Below are 19,610 nucleotides of genomic sequence, written 5' to 3' on the forward strand. Positions count from 1 at the left end.
TATGAATAAAATGACCGACGGCCACATCGTCAGTAGCTACAACAAAGATCTGAATCATCTTCACCAGTTGGTTATTGAAATCAAGGATCTGGCTTGCAAGCAGATTCTTGAAGCCGCCCAATCACTGATTGAAGAAGATGTAGAGACTGCCAACAAGGTAATTCTGGGTGATCGGGCTATCGATGAGCTGGACATTAAGGCCGATGAAGAGATTATTCGGCTGATTGCAAAACGCCAGCCCGTTGCTCGCGATCTGCGTGAAATCATGACCATCGCCAAGGTGGTGAGTGATCTGGAACGGATTGGTGATCAGGCGCGTCGACTTGCCCACCTCACGATTCGTTTCTACGATGGAGATGCTAACCCACCTAATCATCATCTATTGGATGACCTGATCAAGATGACTGGCTTTGTCAACCTGATGGTTGAAGATGCCGTTAGTGCATTCGATGAACTGGATCTGACAATGGCGCTGGATGTGATCCGCCGTGATGGCGCCGTGAGTGATGATTTCCGCTCAGCCCTGAGGCGCCTGTCCACTTATATTATGGAAGATTCACGCAGTGTCGGGCACATGGTTGATGTGGTGCTGGGATTACGCGCCCTGGAGCGTATTGGTGGTCATGCCAAGAACATCAGCCGGCATGTGGTGTTTCTTGTAAAGGGCAAGGATGTCCGGCACGAAACGCTGGAACAGGTAGAAGCGGAGATTGCTTCAAGGCACTAATTATCGCCAATATCCTTTGTCCTCTCGGAAAGGTTCTGCTAGCTTTGTTGTAATTGCGATTCAGCTTGGCTGCTGAACTTTGCATTTTTACTGCGACGAGAGGAGAGTGCCTGTGACACATGCTATTCGCATCCATCAGTATGGTGGGCCCGAAGTACTCAGCTGGGATGAAGTGGACGTGGGTGAGCCTGCTTCTGGTGAAGTGAAGCTACGGCATACTGCCATTGGGCTCAACTTTATCGATGTCTATCAGCGCACGGGGCTTTATCCGGTAGGTGATTTTCCTCAGGCCCTGGGTATGGAGGCGGCCGGGATTGTTGTGGCGGTCGGCGAGGGTGTTCCTGACCTCTCTCCAGGCGACCGGGTTGCGTATGCGATGGTGTTGGGGGCTTACACTACCGAGCGGCTGATTGATGCGGATAAACTCGTCAAGCTGCCCGACAGCATTGATGATGAAACCGCTGCTGCCATGATGCTTCAGGGTATGACCGCCCGCTATCTTCTAAAAAATTCCTATCCGGTAAGATCTGGCGACGTAGTGCTGTTGATGGCCGCTGCAGGTGGTGTCGGGACGCTCCTGAGTCAATGGGCGCGTCATCTGGGTGTTACCGTGATTGGTTGTGTTGGATCAGAAGAGAAGGCGAAGCTGGCACAAGCTCAAGGCTGTCATCATACGATTCTCTACCAGGAAGAAGATGTGGCCGCCAGGGTGCGAGACATCACCGGTGGTGAAGGTGTGGCGGCCGTTTATGATTCAGTCGGCCAGGCAACCTTAATGGCATCGCTCGATTCATTACGTCCCACGGGTACATTGGTCAGCTTTGGCAGTGCGTCCGGACCGATTACGGACTTCAATATTGGCTTGTTGGCGCAAAAAGGATCGCTTTATATACAGCGGCCGACCTTAGGAACCTATATTCGCAATAGGGCCTTATTGATTGAGTCCGCCAAGGATCTGATGGGCGTGGTTGCCCAAGGCGCAGTCAAGGTACAGATTGGTCAACGTTATTCACTTGCTGATACAGCCCAGGCGCATCAGGATCTAGAGGCGCGACAGACCACGGGTGCAACGGTGTTGTTACCCTGATTGATGATCCCCGTTTCGTAAACTACTGCGGAGTACAAGATAGCCGACAATGCCCGAAGCGAGTGAGCCGATGATAATTCCAAGGCGCTCGTCAAAAATCAGGTTGACGTCGGTTTCTTCAAAGGCCAATGAGCCGATAAACAGACTCATGGTGAAGCCAATGCCACAGAGGGCGGCAGTACCATAGAGGGATTGCCAAGAGATTCCTTTTGGTAGACGCGTCAGGTTGAGTTTGATAGCGAGCCAACAAAATCCAAATACGCCAATCTGTTTCCCCAGGAACAGACCGAGTGCGATGCCCAGTGGCACGCTGTGGAGCATCTGCTCCAGCCCCACACCGGTAAAATTGATCCCGGCATTGGCAAATGCAAAAACCGGTAATATCCAGAATGCCACCACCGAATGCAGGTCATGCTCAATCTCTTTTAATGGCGAGTGATCTGGGTTGTTCTTCGAGTGCATGGGAATGAATAAGGCCAGGATAACGCCGGCCAATGTCGCATGGACGCCTGACTTAAGCATGGCGGTCCACATGATGATACCAACAAAGATATACAGGCTTTTCGATTCGACTTTTCGATAGTTTAAAAAGCCCAGCAGCGGTATGCAAATCGCCACGACGATTAATGATGAAAATGAGATCTTTGCAGTGTAGAAAATGGCGATGATCAGTATGGCGCCGATATCATCAAAGATCGCCAGCGATGTCAGGAAAATCTTAATAGTGGTCGGTACTCTGGAGCCAAGCAGCATCAACACACCCAGGGCGAAGGCAATATCGGTCGCTGCCGGGATGGCCCAACCTGCCATCGCCCTGCTGTTGTCAAAATTGAAGATGGCATAGACCAGAGCAGGTATAGCCATGCCCCCTAACGCACCAAATCCGGGTAGTACAATATTTCTTTTGTCCGCGAGCTCGCCTTCAACCAGTTCGCGTTTTAGTTCCAGCCCAACAAGAAAAAAGAATACCGCCATAAGGCCGTCGTTGATCCACAGCAACAAGGGTTTTGCAATCTGTAGTGCGCCTATGCGGACCTCAACCGGTGTATCTAGGATCAGGGAATAGTAGGGCTGCAGCGGCGTATTGGCGCAGGCAATGGCTAGCAGGGCCGCTAGCATCAGGATAATGCCGCTGGAAGATTCCAGTTTAAAAAATGTAGTAATAAAAGAGGGTTGTTCTTGATTCATGCTTGTTCTTTATGGCGTGTTTGGTATAACAGTATACGACATACATCACCGCCTGGCGTTTCCTTTATGTTGCCCAGTGAATTATGTCATAGTGAATTCAACTGTCGTAGTGGTTTTGTGAGGCCCAGAGATTAGCTTTTCTTTGGGCGTTTCTTATCCTTTCGCTGTGCCCGCTTTATCGCCTTTTCCGCTTGTATGCGCAAGGTTTCTTCCTGCTCTTTGCTCATCATGGCGGGAGTTTCAAGTGTGATTCGCCCAAGGTTGCCAGAGCGCAGTTCGGTCAGCAACAACTTGCTTACCTTATCCATGTCGACACCACCGCCACCGCGTAGACAGCCCCGTTTTTTTCCAACAGCCTCTAACAGCTCATAATCTGTAGCGGGAAGTGTGTTCAGTTGATAGCGCTTCAAGAGTGCTTCGGGATAGGCTTTGAGAAGATACTCGGCCGTGAAGAGGGCAACGTCATCATTTTGCATGGCTGTCTCTTTAATCGCCCCGGTGGCTGCCAACCGGTAACCGCTGTTACGATTTTCGATGTTCGGCCATAACACGCCAGGTGTGTCAGAGAGTACAATGCCATCGCCGAGGTTGATGCGCTGTTGGTGTTTGGTTATGGCCGGCTCATTACCTGTTTTTGCAATGACACGCTTTGCCAGGATATTGATCAAAGTGGATTTGCCCACATTAGGTATGCCCACGATCAGGGCATGAATGCCTTTCAGGCTTTTTGCCTTGGCCGGGAACATGCTGCGGCAGAGTTCAGTCAATTGCTTGAGTGAGGCGGGTTGTTCGCTTGAGATGGCCAGACTTCTAACGCTCTGTTCCTGTTCCAGGTAGGCCTGCCACTGCGCTGTCAGAGTGGGGTCGGCGAGGTCACTTTTGCTCAGCACTTTAATGCAGGGCTTATCACCGCGTAGTGTGGCGAGCATCGGATTAGTGCTGCTATAGGGGATGCGCGCATCCAATACCTCAATGATGACATCGACCTGCGGCAGGGTCTCTTTAATCTGCTTACTGGCCTTGTGCATGTGGCCTGGATACCACTGGATTTGCATGGATTCCCCTGGTGAAGAGCGTTTGGGCGATCAGTAAAAGTGCTATGGTGGGGATTATACCGGAGATTAGGTTGCTATTGGGACAGCATCTGATGCTGTCCCGTTTACATGGCGTTTACTCGTCTTAATTAACCGCGCTCCAGGAGTTGTTCTGGCTTGAAGCCCAGAATCAGGGCACCCCAGTGTTTACCGTTGATATAGAGCGGGAAGGAGAGGTCATTCAGCACCTCACCGGTATCCCTGATGTAGGTCTGCAGCAGGAAAGGCTCGGTATTGGCCGCGCGGCGTATTTCTGCACGGTTAGTATTGTAAATCTTCAGATGGCGGCTGTTAACGTTGTCGGTCTCAAAGTCGCCGGTCATCGGCTTTGACAGGTGACTATGGTGTGCGGGAAGGTAACCGTTTTTGTCTACTGGTACAGCATAGATAAAGTCAGGCCGTTCTTTAACGAAGGTATCGATAAGTGGCTGGATGACCGGCTCATAGGCACTGCCGTATGAGATGGTGTACTTCTGTGGATTGGTATTGGGCACGGCCTTGTAGTTAGTATCAAACAGGTTTACACCACGACCGGCCATCTCATTGAGTACCTGTTGTATTTGTCCAGCCCACCCGCGTGCGGTTTGGATCATATTTTCAAATCCGCCGTGCCCAATGATAAATCGAGAGAGCAGTTCTTGGGTTTGCTCTGTGGCCACTTCAAGCTCTTCTGAATATTGTTGGGAATCATCCATGTCGGCTTTGATGCTTTTACTCAAATCGGCAATGGCGCTGACATTACGATGGGACTCTTTGTTGGTAATCGACAACTCTTCGATAGCCGCGCTGATTTCGATCAGCTGGGCATTCACTGTGTCGAAATCATTCACCATCTTCTGGAATTGCATAGAGGTATCATTGATCGCCTCTTGGGTTTGCTCAGTGTACTGCTGGATCTCTAAGGTACCCTTTTTGGTATTTTCTACCAGGTTGGACATCTCACTGATGTTTTTACTGATCTCGCCGGTGGCGCTGTTCACTTTATGGGAGAGATTGCGTACTTCATCGGCCACTACGGCAAATCCCCGGCCATTTTCCCCGGCGCGTGCGGCTTCAATGGCGGCGTTTAATGCAAGCAGATTGGTCTGATCAGAGAACTCCTGAACCATGGTGAGGATGGTGCGGATATTTTCGGAGTTTTTGCTCAGCAGGTTAACTGTTTCATTGAACCCGCTGAGTAGTTTGCTGACAGCTGATACCTGCTCAGTAACCTTGGTCAGGCGTGATGAGGAGGCGTTGGCCTCCTCCAGGTTGGCGCTGTTTTGCTCAGAAATCGTGTTGGTATGCCGGGCGATCTCATCAATCGCACGGGTAGCTTCACTACTGGATTGGAATACCTGCTTGGCATTCATCTCCTGTTGATCGACGCGGTCGTGGGCGCTGTGAATCATTTTGTCAAGCTTGGTTGATCCGAGGGCTACGCTGACGGTACGGCGCCGTGTCTTATCAATGATATTGCGCAGGTTGTCCGCGAAGGCATTGTAGCTGCGTGCCATATCGGCAATTTCATCTTGTGTCGTGATAGGAAGAGTGGCTGAGATGTCGCCGTCCTTCTCGGTAATGCTGCGTAATATCCGGGTGATATCCTTGATCGGCCGCAGAAAAAGGTGACGCATGTAGAGCATGATCCCTATAGCTGCGATGAGGCTGATCAGTGTCAGGGCAACAATCAATGTTAGATGATCATCCAGCTTTAGGCTGAGCTGTTCAATCAATCCGGCGTCAGGTGAACGGGTTTTCAGTAGCGCTCGTGTGTCTTGAATGTGGCTGAAGACTAACCACAGGGAGAGCAACTGAAACAACACCAGGAAACCAATATTCCCCACAATTTTGCGCGTTAGGGTGAAGAAGAAGTGTTTCTCGATCTGCGTATAAAGGCTCATCGTTTGTCTCTGACTTAACATGATTGCAAAAAGGGATCAAAACCCCCGGTTCTCTTGTGCTAATCGTTCCTTCGTCATTGATCACTGATGCTGCTCGATCGTTTCATACTCCCTTTTATTCTGGCAGTTACCGCTTCAGGCTACTCTGGTTGTCGGGTAGATGGGACAATACTTTAGTAATTTAATGTAATTAATCGGTCGATTGCCGCATATAGGCGTTATTGTCCTCGTTACAATCCTATACGGACGATGTGGGTTGTCTATACTCTGAGAGGTAGGCTAGCACTATGGCATAACTCAATGGAGCGAGTTTATTTTTCGTGCATACACCCTGCGGGCGTATGGTCAAGTCCTGATCATGGTAGGCGATTAGGGGCTGTTGAGAGAGTGAGTAGATGAAGACTTCATCCGATGGTTGTGTACTGGATGCTGGTTCAAAGGCACTGGTTGCAGCGTTGGGCGAACGCGATAGGTATACCCAGTTTCACTCCAAGCGGGTCGCAGAATTTGCTCACCAGATTGGGGTGGCCTGTAATCTTGCTTCTGATGACCTGATCATACTCAATATCAGTGCCTACTTTCACGACATAGGAAAGATCGGCATTCCTGATAAGGTCCTGTTGAAGCCGGTACGTTTTACCCTGGATGACATGCAGGTCATGAAAAGCCACCCGGAAAAAGGTGAACGGATTGTTAAGGAGTTGGGCCTAAGATCGGGTGATTGTATTGCCTTGGCGGTCAGGCATCACCACGAACATTTTGATGGTGCGGGTTATCCTGATGGGCTACAAGGAGAGGCGATTCCCTTTATTTCTCGAATTATCTCGGTGGCTGATAGTTATGATGCCATGAGCAAGGCGCGACCCTATCATGCTGCGAGACCGGTCTTCGAGGTTATGGACATCATGCAGCGCGAATCTGGGACGAAGCTGGATGCTTATGTGGTGTCAAAGTTGTGTGCTTTGATCGAGGCCAGAGAGGGCTTCTTAAATTGATCAACGATACAGGTCACTCATGGCCCATTTAACCGACATCATGGGTGAAACAGGTTTAGGCGTTATTTTCATTGAATGTTATGTTAATCTTTTAATCGGCAGGAGGCTCAAAACCCAACACAATCAACAAGACCATTAAATACTACGACCATGATTGATGCACATATTCTTGAACAGATTCCCCTTTTCTCTGGTATGACCGGCGAAGATCTGGGGCAGGTAGCCCGACATGCAACGGAGGTGGCATGTGACAAAGGAAACTATCTGTTTCGCGAGGGGGACAAGGCCGACCATCTCTATGTCTTGCTGAGTGGCCTGGTGCAAATGACTGCTCAAGGACCCGAGGGGCAGCGGACTGTCATTGAAATCCTCTATCCGGGCGACTCTTTTATTCTGGCCGCAGTCATTACGCATAAGCGCTTTCTGATGTCTGCCGAAGTGGTCAAGTCAGCCCGAGTACTCAAAGTACCTGGGGATGAGCTGGTTGAACTGATTCGTCATGGAGGGGATTTTGGCCTTACTATGATGGCAACCCTCTCCACACAGTTTCGGTCGATGGTCCGTCAGGTAAAGAATCAGCGCCTCAGGACAACGGCTCAGCGCGTTGCTGCTTTTTTACTGGATTTGGCTTATGAGCAAGGTCGCGGTGAGAATCGGATTACCCTCCCTCATAGTAAAAAAATGCTAGCCGCTCTGCTGGGTATGTCCCAGGAGGGCTTGTCGCGTACCTTCACCGCATTAAAGGAGCAGGGTGTGGATATTGATCATAATCAGGTCCACATTGATTCCATCGTAAAACTGCGTAGATTCTGTGGTTTTAGTAACATGCTGGATGCAAGCGACCGTTTAAGTCGTAAGGATTGATCGCTTCTATATAAGGGGTCCAGTGGCCTGCCCTTATTTCCCCGTACTAGGCTAAAGAACCTTTGCATTGAGCCGATAGTTGGGTAATGACCTGATCGGTTCAGATTGTCGTGGTCGAAGATACCCCTGTTCCATGCTGTTAAGAGGTTGCTGTATGAATGTTTGCTCCAGGCGAACAGGGATGTTTAGCAAAGTTACCCGCTCTTTTTTCGTGCTCTTTCTATTCGGCTTGCTCTGGACAAATCTGTCTGCGTGGGCGGGTGCCCAATCAAAAATTCAGTTAACCGATGCAGAGCAAGCCTGGATGGCCACACATCCAGTTATTCGTGTTGGTCCCGATCCTGAATTCAGGCCAGTAGAGTTTTTTGATCAGGAGGGAGCTTATCAGGGGCTGGCGGCCGACTATATTTCCGCTGTTGCCGATCACTTGGGTCTGCATTTTGAGATTGTTCGTCTAGACAGCTGGGATGAAGTTGTTAGGCAGGCGAAGCGCCGTGATATTGATATGTGGAGTGCGGCCAGCGCTACACCACAGCGACTCGAGTATATGAGTTTTACCCAGCCGATGATTGAAGTGCCCGCCGTAATATTGGTCCGTAATCAGGTCAAGGAAGATCTGGAAATGAAAGATTTAAAGGGCATGAAAATAGCGGTTGTTTCTGGCTATGCGGCCCATGATTTTATTCTGGATCGCTATCCAGAGCTGATCCTTGATCCTGTCCCCGATTTGGAAACCGCCCTGCGAAAACTATCCTTTGGGATGGTCGATGCGATGGTGGGAAATCTTGCAACGGCCACCTACTACATGGAGCAGCAAGGTATAACCAATCTTCGGGTGGCAGGAAACTCAGGCTATTTCTATCGTTTGGCATTTGCTGTAAGAAATGACTGGCCTGAGTTACGCAGCATTCTCGATAAGGGTTTAAACAGTCTGAGCGCCGAAGATCGTAAGATAATATTCAGTCGGTGGATTCATTTGCAGTCTCAGGAGTGGAAGCCAACACTGCGGTTTTATCTGCTGTTATTTCTCCTCTTGCTATCGTTGAGTTTGATAGGCGGGTACTTGTGGAATCGCACCCTCAAGCGAGTTGTTGTGCAACGTACTCATCAATTAAAAAAGGAATTAGAGGGGCGTGAACGTACCGAGGTTGCACTCGCCATCAGAGACCGGGCTATCACTGCCGCAAGTAATGGGATAGCGATCTTGGATTCTCGGTGGCAGGGTAACGCCATTATCAACGTCAATCCGGCCTTTGAAGCGATGACAGGTTATACTGCCGATGAGTTATTAGGGCGCGCACTCCCTTTTTTCGATGGCAAGGATGAAGATGAAAATCAGGAGGCGATATCCCAATCGATCAGGGCAATTAAACAAGGTCATTCCTGCCAGGTTCAACTGCATTGCACGCGCAAAGATGGCAAGCGGTTTTGGTGTGAGTTATTTCTTTCTCCTGTGCACGATGCCGACGGCACACTGACCCACACGATTGCCACCATCAATGACATCACTCAACGTATTCGCAATGAATCGATGCTGCGACAAATCGCCATGGGTGTTTCGGCGGCTACGGGCAATAGTTTTTTTGATCAACTGGTAGCCCATTTGGCCGAGACATTGGATGTTAGCTATGTGCTGATAGGTCAGATAGCCTCAGAAGATGTTGATCAAATCAAGACGCTTTCTGTTTGGGCAAAAGGGCTGCCAGGTGAGAACTTTACCTATGATTTAGTCAACACCCCTTGCAGTGATGTGATACATGCCGGGGCCTGTGCTTTTCCTGGGAATATCCAGACACTGTTCCCGGATGATCATCTTTTGCAGGTGATGGAGGCCGAGAGTTATGTGGGATTGCCTCTTCACTCAACTCAGGGCCAGGTGTTGGGTGTCTTGGTGGTATTAGATATACGGCCACTGGCTAATCCGGATTTTATTCTCTCTATGCTGACGATATTTGCCTCAAGGGCTGCAGCAGAGCTTGAACGTCAGCATGCCGATATGGCACTGCGCAGTAGCGAAGAACACTACAGAGTACTGTTTGATTCATCCAATGATGGCATCCTCACTTTTGATAATAACCGTTTTATCAGTTGCAATGCCCGGATTGAAGAGATCTTTGGTTGTCCAAAAGATGAAATAATTGGCTATGGCCCGGAGAAGTTTTCCCCGCCAGTTCAACCGGATGGGTCTCTCTCCAATGAAAAGGCACATAACCATATCAGGGCGGCTTTGGCTGGGACTCCGCAAGTGTTTGAATGGTTGCATTTACAGTTGGATGGTACGCCTGTGTATACCGAAGTGAGTTTGAACCGAGTCTACAGTGAAGGCTCTTCTGCCTTAACTGCACGTATCCAAGATATTTCAGATCGCAAACGGCGCGATGAAGAGACACGGCTTGCGGCCAGTGTATTTAATGGAACTACAGAAGGCATTGTGATCACGGATGCGCGAGGTGTCATACTGCAAGTGAACAGTGCGTTTAGTGATATCACCGGATTTCAAGCCGACGAAGTGTTGGGTAAGACACCCAGGATTTTAAGATCTGACTACCACGATGATGATTTCTATACGGGTTTCTGGTCTGAGCTAACCACCACTGGATTCTGGCAAGGAGAGCTATGGAATCGCCGTAAGGATGGCGAGGCTCATCCCGTCTGGCAGAACATTTCTGCCATCAGGGATGATACGGGTGATATCGTTCAGTACATCAGCATTTTTTCAGATATTACGGATAAAAAACTCTCCGAACAACGTATAGAACACTTGGCGCATTATGATGTACTGACCGATCTTCCGAATCGCGTGCTGTTTAATGAACGCTGTGAGCATGCATTGATTAGGGCGCGACGTGAAGGGAAAGAGCTGGTTGTTATGTTCCTTGATCTGGATCGTTTTAAACATATCAATGACAGTCTTGGGCATCCGGTTGGGGATCGTTTGCTGCAACAAGTAGCGAAGCGATTAAACGCCTTGATTCGGGAAGAGGATACCGTTGCTCGGTTAGGGGGGGATGAATTTGTACTGATTCTGGAAGATGTGGTGGATACTAATATCATTGTCCCTGTTGCTGAAAAAATACTGGCCGCCTTCAATGAGCCCTTTGACCTGGAGGGTAGCCAGTTGCATGTCTCATCCAGTGTGGGTATCTCGATCTATCCGGCGGATGGGCAGGATGTGACGACACTGGTACGTAATGCCGATGCTGCGATGTACCGCGCCAAGGAGAGTGGTCGAAATAACTATCAGTTCTATACCCGTGAGATGACTGCTTCGGCTCGTGCACGGGTCTCCCTTGAGAGCCGTCTTCGCCAGGCAGTTGAGCAGCAGCAATTAGTGCTTCACTATCATCCGCAGTTTGACCTGAAGAGTGGCAAGCTGACGGGTGCAGAGGCCTTGGTACGATGGCAACATCCTGAGATGGGTCTGGTTCCTCCAGATAGCTTCATACCCTTGGCAGAGGAGACAGGATTGATTCTGCCGATCGGTGAATGGGTATTGCGAACAGCCTGTAATCAAGCGAGAAAGTGGCTGGATTCTGGCAGGCAATTTGGTGTCGTTGCAGTCAATATTTCAGGTAATCAGATTGAACGCGGCGATATTGTTGAGCTGGTCAGGCAAGTGCTTTGGGAGACCCATTTGCCCGCCCATCTACTTGAACTTGAAATCACTGAGAGCTTCATCATGAAGCATGCGAATGAGGCGCTCGATACCCTTTTGGCATTGCGAAATTTGGGCGTTTCTTTGGCAATTGATGATTTTGGTACAGGGTATTCGTCACTGAGTTATCTGAAGCAGATGCCCATCAACAAGCTGAAGATTGACCGGTCATTTGTCAGTGATGTTCCCAGTGGTAAGGCGGATACAGCCATTACACGTGCGGTAATTGCGTTAGGCAAGGGGCTCTCGCTGCGTGTCATTGCTGAGGGTGTTGAGAGTGAAGCGCAACGACAATTCCTTGAGGAAGAGGGTTGTCATGAGGCACAGGGTTTTCTCTATACCCAACCCATTCCTGCTGAAGCGTTTCAGGCGATGATGGATCAGTTGCAGATTAGTTCAGCTCAATTCAACAGACAATGATATTGCTTAGGCTGGCTCTTTGATCTCATGGATAGGCAGCTCTATGGTGAACAGCGTCCCTTTATTCGGTTCAGAGGTGAAGTAGATTTCGCCGCCATGCTTTTTCGTCACAATATTGCGGGCTATTGAGAGTCCCTGGCCGGTGCCTTTCCCTACTTCTTTCGTAGTGAAGAAGGGTTCAAATATTTTGTCCTGCAAGTCGCCGGGGATTCCAGCACCATTGTCGCTGATCTGTATTTGTATTTTGTCCTCCCGCTGAGTCGTTTTGATGGTGATTTTACCGCCGTCATGTGGCTTTGCCTCTTCGATCGCGTGACTGGCATTCACCAAAAGATTGAGAAACACTTGATTCATCTCTCCTGGCTGACAGCTGACATGCGGCAGTGTCGGGTCAAACGCTGTGTTTACTGTGGCAACATCTTTCCATTGACTGCGCGAGATGGTCAGGGTGTTCTCCAGCATGTGATTAATATCGATGATCGATTTACTGCCTTCACCAGGATGGGAGAACTCTTTCATGGCAAGCACGATGCGTGAAATATCCGAAATGCCGGTGATAGACTGATTGATGGCGGCAGGGACTTCACTCAAGAGGTAGTCGAGGTCAATGGACTCACTTTTTTCTCGGATCTGGTCACATGCCGATTTCAGTGCGCTGTCTGGGTTTACCCGTTCCACCAGCGACAGGCAATCTCCCAGTAAGTCACGCAGATCTCTTTGTGCTTCATGCAGGAATTTCAGATTGTCCCAGACGTATTGTGAGGGTGTGTTGATTTCATGTGCAATACCACCTGCCAGCTGGCCTATCGCTTCCAGTTTCTGGGCCTGATTCAGTTCGCGCTCGAGTTCAGCCTGAATCGATTGAGCTTCTTTGAGATTGGAAATGTCATATATCCAGGAGAAGAACGAGGGCTCATTCTGGTACGTAGTGGGATAAAGTGATATCAGCGCGGCAAACTCGTCTCCATTTTTACGCTTGAACATGATCTCACTGTTGCTGACTTTTTTATGCGCCTGAACCTCTTTCAATATCTTGTCCCGATCTTCCTGGTTGGCGTAGAGGTTGCGGGCACTGAAACCAATCATTTCCCGTACTGGCATACCATACATCTCGGCCAAACGGGTATTCAAAAAGGATATCTTTCCATCGCTGTGTCGTGATATGCCAAAACCGGCTGGACTGGCTTCGATGATGCTCTTGAGGAAGGCCTCATAGCGCACTTTTTCCGTAATGTCGGTGTAGGTGGTGACAAAGCCGCCGCTGGACATGGGGCTACCATCAATCTGAATGACGGTGCCATCCGGACGTTCGCGCTGAAAACTATGGGGGGTAAACTGTTTTGCCAGGGCAACCCGTTCACTCACCTGCTGCTCTATATCACCTTCCCCGTACTCACCGCGCTTGGCATTGTAGCGAAACAGCTCGGCCACATTGGTGCCGACATGTACCAGCTCGGTTGGAAAATCGAGCAACGCTCTGAATCGATCATTGAAGAACACGAGGTCAAGATTTTCATCACAGACGCTGAGCCCTTGTACTAAATGCCCAAAGGCATCCCTTGCTACGTTGACTAGATAGGTCACATCATCTTGCTCATCTTCAGGTATGGCGTTATCCACTGTGCTGCTCCGTAATAGCTCAGGCTTTTTTGTGGCGCGTCCCTATCTGACATGCCTCCATATGCATGCGCCAATAACCATGCTTGGCATTTTATTTCTAGTGTAGATGGTTATTGTTTATGATGACGGCCGCTGAGCGTGGATCTTTAATCGCTGTTAACAGGAGGATGAATGGCTGAGTGTTTTGTCATGACCAACGGTATTCGCCTGCACTATCTTGATTATCAAGGGACGGGGCCGACCCTCCTGTTAATGCCGGGGCTGACGGCCAATGCCCACTCCTTCGACGGATTGGTTGCCGAGGGTGTCGCTGCTGCCGTTAGGTTGCTGGCAGTTGATCTGCGTGGGAGAGGCTTAAGTGATAAGCCGGCGATTGGATACACTCTGGCGGAACATGCCGCTGATATCCTCGGGCTTCTTGATCAGCTTGGTCTTGATCAGGTGATTCTGGGTGGTCATTCGTACGGTGGCCTACTGGGCATGTATATGGCGCACCGCTATCCAGAGCGGGTGGAGAAGCTAGTGGTCATTGATGCTGCGGCAGAGATGCATCCGGATACCCGGCGACTGATCCAGCCAGCCATAGACCGGCTGGGCAAGCCGGTGTCCTCCTGGGAAACCTATCTCGCGGCAGTGAAAGTGATGCCATTCTTTTATCATTGGTGGGATCCGACTATTGAAAGCTATTTTCGTGCAGATGTGGAGACACGGCCGGATGGCACGGTGATCTCCCGCTCTAAACCCGAAGCCATTGTGGAGGCGGTAGAACATGTCCTTGCTGAAGCGTGGCAGGATAAGCTTTCGCAGATTACTCAGCCAACGTTGCTGCTCAATGCTACGGGTGCCTATGGCTTGCCTGGGGCGCCACCCCTGTTGCCTCGGGAGCAGGCGATAGCCACGGTTGAAAAGTTGTCTAAGGGGCGCTATGCGGAGGTGGCGGGTAACCACATCACGATGCTCTATGGGCAAGGTGCCAAACAGATCGTCAAAGAAATAATCAAGTTCGTGGCAGATTAGACGCTAAAGTTCTCAACCGGTAGTGAATCCACCCCTAAGTGAGATCGCTTGAGTACCCAATTGTGCCGGCATGCAGCTCCTGGGTAGGGGTATTATTATTCTTTTTCATCGAAAAAATTTGTTATAACCGGCTCACTGGCCAGGTCCAGTATGAGGGGATGAGGATACTAATGAACACCAAAATAAAAGCAGTTGCACTCTTTTGGCTGGCAACGCTGATATGCCTGCCATTGGCCATGTCAAATGTGTTGGCGGCTGACATGGCTTCGCTGGTAAATACTGCAGGTATGCAACGCATGCTGACGCAGCGTATCACTAAAGATTACTTGTTTTTGGGCAGCCAGATTCGGGCGGGAAAGGCCGGTAGACAGATGAAAGGCAGTGTAGCACTGCTGCGCAGTAATCATGATGTGTTGAAGCAATCAGTCACCGACAGCAAAGTAAGCAGTCTGCTGGTTGAGGTTGATCCACTGCTGGAAAAGATGGAGAAAATTACCAAGGCCGCGTATGTAAAGTTTAGCGGTGCCACAATGCTTGAGCTGAGTGAATCGATGCTCGAACTCTATCAAGCGATTGTAGTTGAGCTTGAAGGCAAGCAGGCAGAGAAGACCGTGGCTGCGGTAAATACCGCGGGTAGGCAGCGTATGCTGTCGCAACGTATTGCCATGTTTTATGCAGCCCAGCAGGCCGGTTTTCAGAGTGATACCACCATTAATCAGATGAAGCAGTCTGTGGATGAGTTCGAGAGCGCACATAAAGCCCTTGAGGTAAACAGTCTGAATTCAGAAGAGATTAACCGAGAACTGCAGGGCGTGGAAAATGTCTGGAAGACGGTAAGGCCCTATTTTGCGGGGGATGCTGAAGAGAGCTTCCCGGTCACTATCTTTGTTACGACCGATGACATTATGAAACGGATGAATAAGGTCACCCTGCTCTATGTGAAAGCACATTGGGCAAGCAAGCCCAAGCAGTAATCTCTTAATCAAAACCTGATACACATAACACCTGCTTTGCCCTAACCGGCGGCAGGTGTTTTTATTTGTACACAATTTTAGTTCTGGCCAAATGTGGTGTGATTGGTACGTCTTGCGTTGTATTATTTTTTAATAGTCAGAAGCAAAGAGGTGTCCAGATGAAGATAGCCGTCTACGGCAGTGGAGGCGTCGGTGGTTATTTCGGCGGTCGATTGGCCAGCACAGGGCAGGATGTGGCCTTTATCGCCCGAGGCGATCATCTCAAGGCGATGCGTCAGAAGGGGCTGGCGGTTGAAAGTATCAATGGTGATTTCCATATGGCCTCGCCTACAGTGACCGATGATCCGCAAACCATTGGCCCGGTGGATGTGGTGCTGGTGGCCGTTAAGAGCTGGCAGGTGCCGGAGGTGGCTTTGGCAATGCGTCCACTGATGGGGCCGGATACTTTAGTCGTCTCTCTTTTGAACGGTGTTGAAGCAGTGGGTCAACTGAGCGCAGTGCTCGGACAGGATAGGGTGCTTGGTGGTGTGGCGAAGATTTTTAGTTTTATCGGCAAACCCGGCCTGATTCGTCACATCGGACATGAACCTACTCTGATGTTGGGAGAGCAGGGTGGCGGCTCAAGTAAGCGCCTCGATCGTCTTGCTGAATTATTAGAAATGGCGGGGGTTGTGGTGGAGTGCCCTGCCGCTATTATGGTTGAAATTTGGAAGAAATTTCTCTTCACCACGGGTTGGGGTGGGTTGGGTGCAATCAGTCGGGCCCCGATAGGCGTGTTGCGTGAAGAGCCGGCCACTCGATCAGTGATTCAGGCCTGTATGCTGGAAACGGAGGCAGTAGCTCGGGCTGCTGGTATTTCTTTACCGGCGGATATTATTGGGCGTACATGGGCTTTTATTAATGGTCTTGAACCAGCCGGAACCAGCTCTCTGCAGCGTGATATTGCGGCGGGTCGTCCATCTGAGCTTGATGCCTGGAACGGCGCGGTAGTGCGTATTGGCCAGCACTATGCTGTGGCCACGCCAACCCACGACCTGATCGTGAGTGCCTTGACGCCACTGGAGCGAAGGGCACGAGGTGAGCTAAACTTCTGATATATGATGTAAGTTGGCGTGTTTTTTAAGAATCGCCCTATAGCCAAAGCTATTATTTAAGTTAAGAATACGCGCCAGATTTATTTTTAGCCTGATATAGAGATGTAGAAATGGTATTCGCAGAATTTCGGCGCTTGTTTCAGCGCAATCGTACAACCAGTGCCCAGGATCGTAGGGTGAATAGGAGGGTTGTGCCAACAGAGGGCACTACGGTGCTCATTGTTGACGACTCTCGAACCGTTCGTCGGGTGATGGGTACGATGCTACGCCAGTCGGGCTATAAGACGCTTGAGGCTGAAGACGGCGCGCAAGGCATTGAGTTGGCACGGGCTCACAAACCCAATCTGATATTTATGGATGTCATGATGCCGGGCATGGATGGATTTCAGGCAACCCGAAAGCTGCAAACCCATGTGGATACCCAGGATATCCCGGTGATTATCATCAGCGGAAATAAGCAGGCCACTGTGCAAACCTGGGTAGAGAAGATAGGGGCCAGGGACTTTATGGCCAAACCCTTTGAGCGGGGGGAGTTCTTCCAGCGGCTGGAAAACGTTATCTACTAGTTTTAATTCCCACTTCCCATTTCTCCCAACTGGCTGTCCTGGTCTGGGGGTGAGAGAATGTTCCTCGTTCAGGGTAACCGATAAAAAAACACCATGGGGCCACTACACGGCATAAAGATTCTCGATCTCAGTCGAATACTGGCTGGTCCTTGGGCCACCCAAGTGTTAGCCGATTATGGCGCCGAAGTCTGGAAGATTGAGCGCCCCGGCGTAGGGGATGATACCCGGCATTGGGGCCCTCCCTTTCTCAAGGATGGGGAGGGGGCGGATACGGCTGAGTCGGCCTACTTTTTGTCAGCCAATCGCGGTAAGCGTTCATTAGAACTGGATATCACTACGGATTCTGGGCAGGAAGCGATCTGCAAGCTTGTTATAGAGGCTGATATTCTGGTGGAGAACTATAAGGTTGGCGGGCTGAAGAAGTATGGTCTTGATTATGATTCGTTGGCCAAGATTAACCCTCGCCTGATCTATTGCTCTATCACCGGTTTTGGCCAAACAGGGCCCGATGCGGAATTGGCCGGATATGATGCCATGATCCAGGCCCGGGGTGGTTTGATGAGTATTACGGGTGAGAAGGATGGCCTGCCCGGTGCGGGCCCGCAGAAGGTTGGGGTCGCGGTTGCCGATCTCATGGCGGGCATGTATGCCGTCAGTGCCATGCTTGCGGCCCTGCACCATAGGGAGAAGAGTGGCCAGGGTCAGCAGATCGATATCGGCTTGCTGGATACGCAAGTCGCCTGGCTGGCCAATCAGAACATGAATTATCTCGTGGGAGGAGAGGTACCCGTGCGACAGGGTACGGCCCATCCCAATATCGTACCCTATCAGGCATTACCTACCCAGGATGGCTTTCTCATGTTGGCGGTCGGGAATGATCGTCAGTTTGCCGCCTGTTGTCAGGTCCTGGGTGAGTCATCACTTGCGCAAGATTCCCGCTTTACAACCAATCGACTGCGGGTTGAGTACCGTGAGGTGCTAATCCCCTTGCTGGAAAAGGCCTTTAAGACCCGCTCAACAGCTGAGTGGTCACGGATGCTGGGTGCTGTAAAGGTGCCCTGCGGTCCTATCAATACCTTACATGAGGTGTTTCAGGATGAGCAGATTCAGTTTCGGGGTATGCGGTTGAATCTGCCTCATCCTATTGCAGGCACTGTCCCGCAAGTGGCGAATCCGGTGAAATTTTCAGCGACGCCCATCGAATATCTGCTCGCCCCTCCTCTCCTGGGAGCGGATACTGAGAGGGTGCTGGAGCGTATTCAAAAGAAAAAACATTAACGGAGAAGTGTTGCCTCAGGCTTGCGCTGTATGGGTGGCCGAAAGGCTAATGTGCAGTCATTGCGGGCGACGGAGAAGAGCTTGTGCTGTGAATGTTTGAACATCAGTCCTATTTCATGCGGTGTGGTATGCGTGATGAGGGCCTTTATCAGCCAAGGCTCGCGCGCGATGGTGACTGAAAGCTCTACTTCCATGCCGCTTGGCAGAGTCAGGCCATAGGTCTCCAGTAGCGCGCCCTCGGGGGTCAGGCTGCCCAATGTGGCTGCGAAGCTACGCCCATGATAGTTGATCTGGGCGGGATACATTGTGTTGATATGGAACGATTGTGTATGGCTCATGTTTATGCCCTTGTTTTTGTCTCTAGTCTATTTAGAGCGGCAGGCTACAGGAGCTAAATGTCAGCCAGGTTTCATTCCGATGAAAGTTTCATTGCAAATCACTGGGTGAATCGACCGTAGTAGGTCATTCTGAGAGTGCGGCCATTAACTTGCGCAGGGCTTGGCCGCGGTGACTCAGCGCATTTTTCTGCTCGGGTGTCAGTTCGGCAGAACTGCAACCATGTTCGGGGACCAGGAACAGAGGGTCATAGCCAAAGCCATTTGCACCCTGCTCCGCATGAAGGATGCGTCCCTCCCAAGTTCCCTGACAGATAATGGGTGTTGGGTCATCGGCATGGCGTAGATAGACCAGGACGCATTGGAAGCGGGCTGTTCTAGCGTCGTCTTCTACGTCCTTTAGGTCAGCCAGTAGCTTCTCGTTGTTTGCCTGGTCATCGCAGGCGGGGCCGGCAAATCGGGCAGAGTAGATGCCAGGAGCCCCCTTCAGTGCATCGACTTCGATGCCAGAGTCATCGGCAATGGCTGGAAGGCCGCTGTGTCGGGCGGCATTTCTTGCCTTCAGGATGGCATTCTCGACGAAAGTCAGTCCGGTCTCTTCTGCCTCTGGGGTATCAAACTCGCTTTGCGGTATGACTTGAATCTGCTGTTGAGCCAGCAGTTGATTGATCTCTCGAACTTTTCCGGCATTGCCGCTGGCCAGTACGATCTTTTCACCACGATGACTCTGAGACATGACACACTTTCCTGCGAGTTAATTTCAAGCCTGAATTCTACCTCGAATCACGGCTTTATGGGAAAGCGGGTTCAGGC

At 50.4% G+C, this 19,610-nt stretch carries 16 protein-coding genes; 10 read left to right on the forward strand and 6 right to left on the reverse strand.

What is annotated here, in order from left to right; translation table 11 throughout:
* Nucleotide 1 precedes the first annotated feature (1 nt).
* Both phoU and FHP88_RS13435 read left to right on the forward strand, forming a co-directional pair.
* A complete protein-coding gene (phoU, locus tag FHP88_RS13430) occupies nt 2-727 on the forward strand; it encodes a phosphate signaling complex protein PhoU (RefSeq protein WP_144359601.1) in 726 nt (241 codons plus the stop codon).
* Nucleotides 728-839: 112 nt separating this feature from the next.
* Nucleotides 840-1,814, forward strand: a complete 975-nt coding sequence (locus FHP88_RS13435) for a quinone oxidoreductase family protein (RefSeq protein ID WP_144359602.1) — start codon at nt 840-842, stop codon at nt 1,812-1,814.
* Here the strand turns inward: FHP88_RS13435 and nhaA are convergent.
* From nhaA to FHP88_RS13450, 3 genes are all read right to left on the reverse strand, one after another.
* Nucleotides 1,806-3,002, reverse strand: a complete 1,197-nt coding sequence (nhaA, locus tag FHP88_RS13440; protein WP_144359603.1) for a Na+/H+ antiporter NhaA — start codon at nt 3,000-3,002, stop codon at nt 1,806-1,808. The genes FHP88_RS13435 and nhaA overlap by 9 nt on opposite strands.
* A gap of 131 nt (nt 3,003-3,133) precedes the next feature.
* Nucleotides 3,134-4,057 (reverse strand): ribosome biogenesis GTPase YlqF, encoded by a 924-nt coding sequence (gene ylqF / locus FHP88_RS13445; protein ID WP_144359604.1) that lies wholly within the window; start codon nt 4,055-4,057, stop codon nt 3,134-3,136.
* 128 nt (nt 4,058-4,185) lie between these two features.
* A complete protein-coding gene (locus tag FHP88_RS13450) occupies nt 4,186-5,979 on the reverse strand; it encodes a methyl-accepting chemotaxis protein (RefSeq protein WP_144359605.1) in 1,794 nt (597 codons plus the stop codon).
* A 395-nt stretch (nt 5,980-6,374) separates the two neighbouring features.
* Here FHP88_RS13450 and FHP88_RS13455 point away from each other — a divergent pair, with 395 nt between their 5' ends.
* The 3 genes from FHP88_RS13455 (at nt 6,375) to FHP88_RS13465 (ending at nt 11,913) form a co-directional block, all read left to right on the forward strand.
* Nucleotides 6,375-6,974 (forward strand): HD-GYP domain-containing protein, encoded by a 600-nt coding sequence (locus FHP88_RS13455; protein ID WP_144359606.1) that lies wholly within the window; start codon nt 6,375-6,377, stop codon nt 6,972-6,974.
* 150 nt (nt 6,975-7,124) lie between these two features.
* Entirely contained in the window at nt 7,125-7,838 is a 714-nt protein-coding gene (locus tag FHP88_RS13460) for a cyclic nucleotide-binding domain-containing protein (protein WP_144359607.1), read from the forward strand.
* 181 nt (nt 7,839-8,019) lie between these two features.
* Nucleotides 8,020-11,913: an EAL domain-containing protein gene (locus FHP88_RS13465; protein WP_186297721.1), complete on the forward strand. Its 3,894-nt coding sequence runs from the start codon at nt 8,020-8,022 to the stop codon at nt 11,911-11,913.
* Between the two features lie 6 nt (nt 11,914-11,919).
* Here the strand turns inward: FHP88_RS13465 and FHP88_RS13470 are convergent, their stop codons facing one another.
* Nucleotides 11,920-13,533, reverse strand: a complete 1,614-nt coding sequence (locus FHP88_RS13470; protein ID WP_144359609.1) for a PAS-domain containing protein — start codon at nt 13,531-13,533, stop codon at nt 11,920-11,922.
* 171 nt (nt 13,534-13,704) lie between these two features.
* Between FHP88_RS13470 and FHP88_RS13475 the strand changes: the two genes are divergently transcribed.
* From FHP88_RS13475 to FHP88_RS13495, 5 genes are all read left to right on the forward strand, one after another.
* Nucleotides 13,705-14,550, forward strand: a complete 846-nt coding sequence (locus FHP88_RS13475; RefSeq protein WP_144359610.1) for an alpha/beta fold hydrolase — start codon at nt 13,705-13,707, stop codon at nt 14,548-14,550.
* 170 nt (nt 14,551-14,720) lie between these two features.
* Nucleotides 14,721-15,524: a type IV pili methyl-accepting chemotaxis transducer N-terminal domain-containing protein gene (locus FHP88_RS13480; protein WP_186297722.1), complete on the forward strand. Its 804-nt coding sequence runs from the start codon at nt 14,721-14,723 to the stop codon at nt 15,522-15,524.
* A 158-nt stretch (nt 15,525-15,682) separates the two neighbouring features.
* Nucleotides 15,683-16,618: a 2-dehydropantoate 2-reductase gene (locus FHP88_RS13485; RefSeq protein ID WP_144359612.1), complete on the forward strand. Its 936-nt coding sequence runs from the start codon at nt 15,683-15,685 to the stop codon at nt 16,616-16,618.
* A gap of 110 nt (nt 16,619-16,728) precedes the next feature.
* A complete protein-coding gene (locus tag FHP88_RS13490) occupies nt 16,729-17,184 on the forward strand; it encodes a response regulator (protein WP_144359613.1) in 456 nt (151 codons plus the stop codon).
* A gap of 93 nt (nt 17,185-17,277) precedes the next feature.
* Nucleotides 17,278-18,462 carry a CaiB/BaiF CoA transferase family protein gene (locus FHP88_RS13495; protein ID WP_144359614.1) on the forward strand — a complete coding sequence of 395 codons (1,185 nt, stop codon included), beginning with the start codon at nt 17,278-17,280 and terminating at the stop codon, nt 18,460-18,462.
* Here FHP88_RS13495 and FHP88_RS13500 read toward each other — a convergent pair.
* Nucleotides 18,459-18,800 (reverse strand): hypothetical protein, encoded by a 342-nt coding sequence (locus FHP88_RS13500; RefSeq protein WP_144359615.1) that lies wholly within the window; start codon nt 18,798-18,800, stop codon nt 18,459-18,461. The genes FHP88_RS13495 and FHP88_RS13500 overlap by 4 nt on opposite strands.
* 124 nt (nt 18,801-18,924) lie before the next feature.
* The gene (locus FHP88_RS13505) at nt 18,925-19,533 is read right to left on the reverse strand and encodes an XTP/dITP diphosphatase (protein WP_144359616.1); all 609 of its coding nucleotides are present in this window, start codon (nt 19,531-19,533) and stop codon (nt 18,925-18,927) included.
* Nucleotides 19,534-19,610 lie beyond the last annotated feature (77 nt).

The organism is Sedimenticola selenatireducens (genome assembly GCF_007625115.1).
In the GTDB taxonomy this organism is placed as follows: Bacteria; Pseudomonadota; Gammaproteobacteria; order Chromatiales; family Chromatiaceae; genus Sedimenticola; species Sedimenticola selenatireducens_A.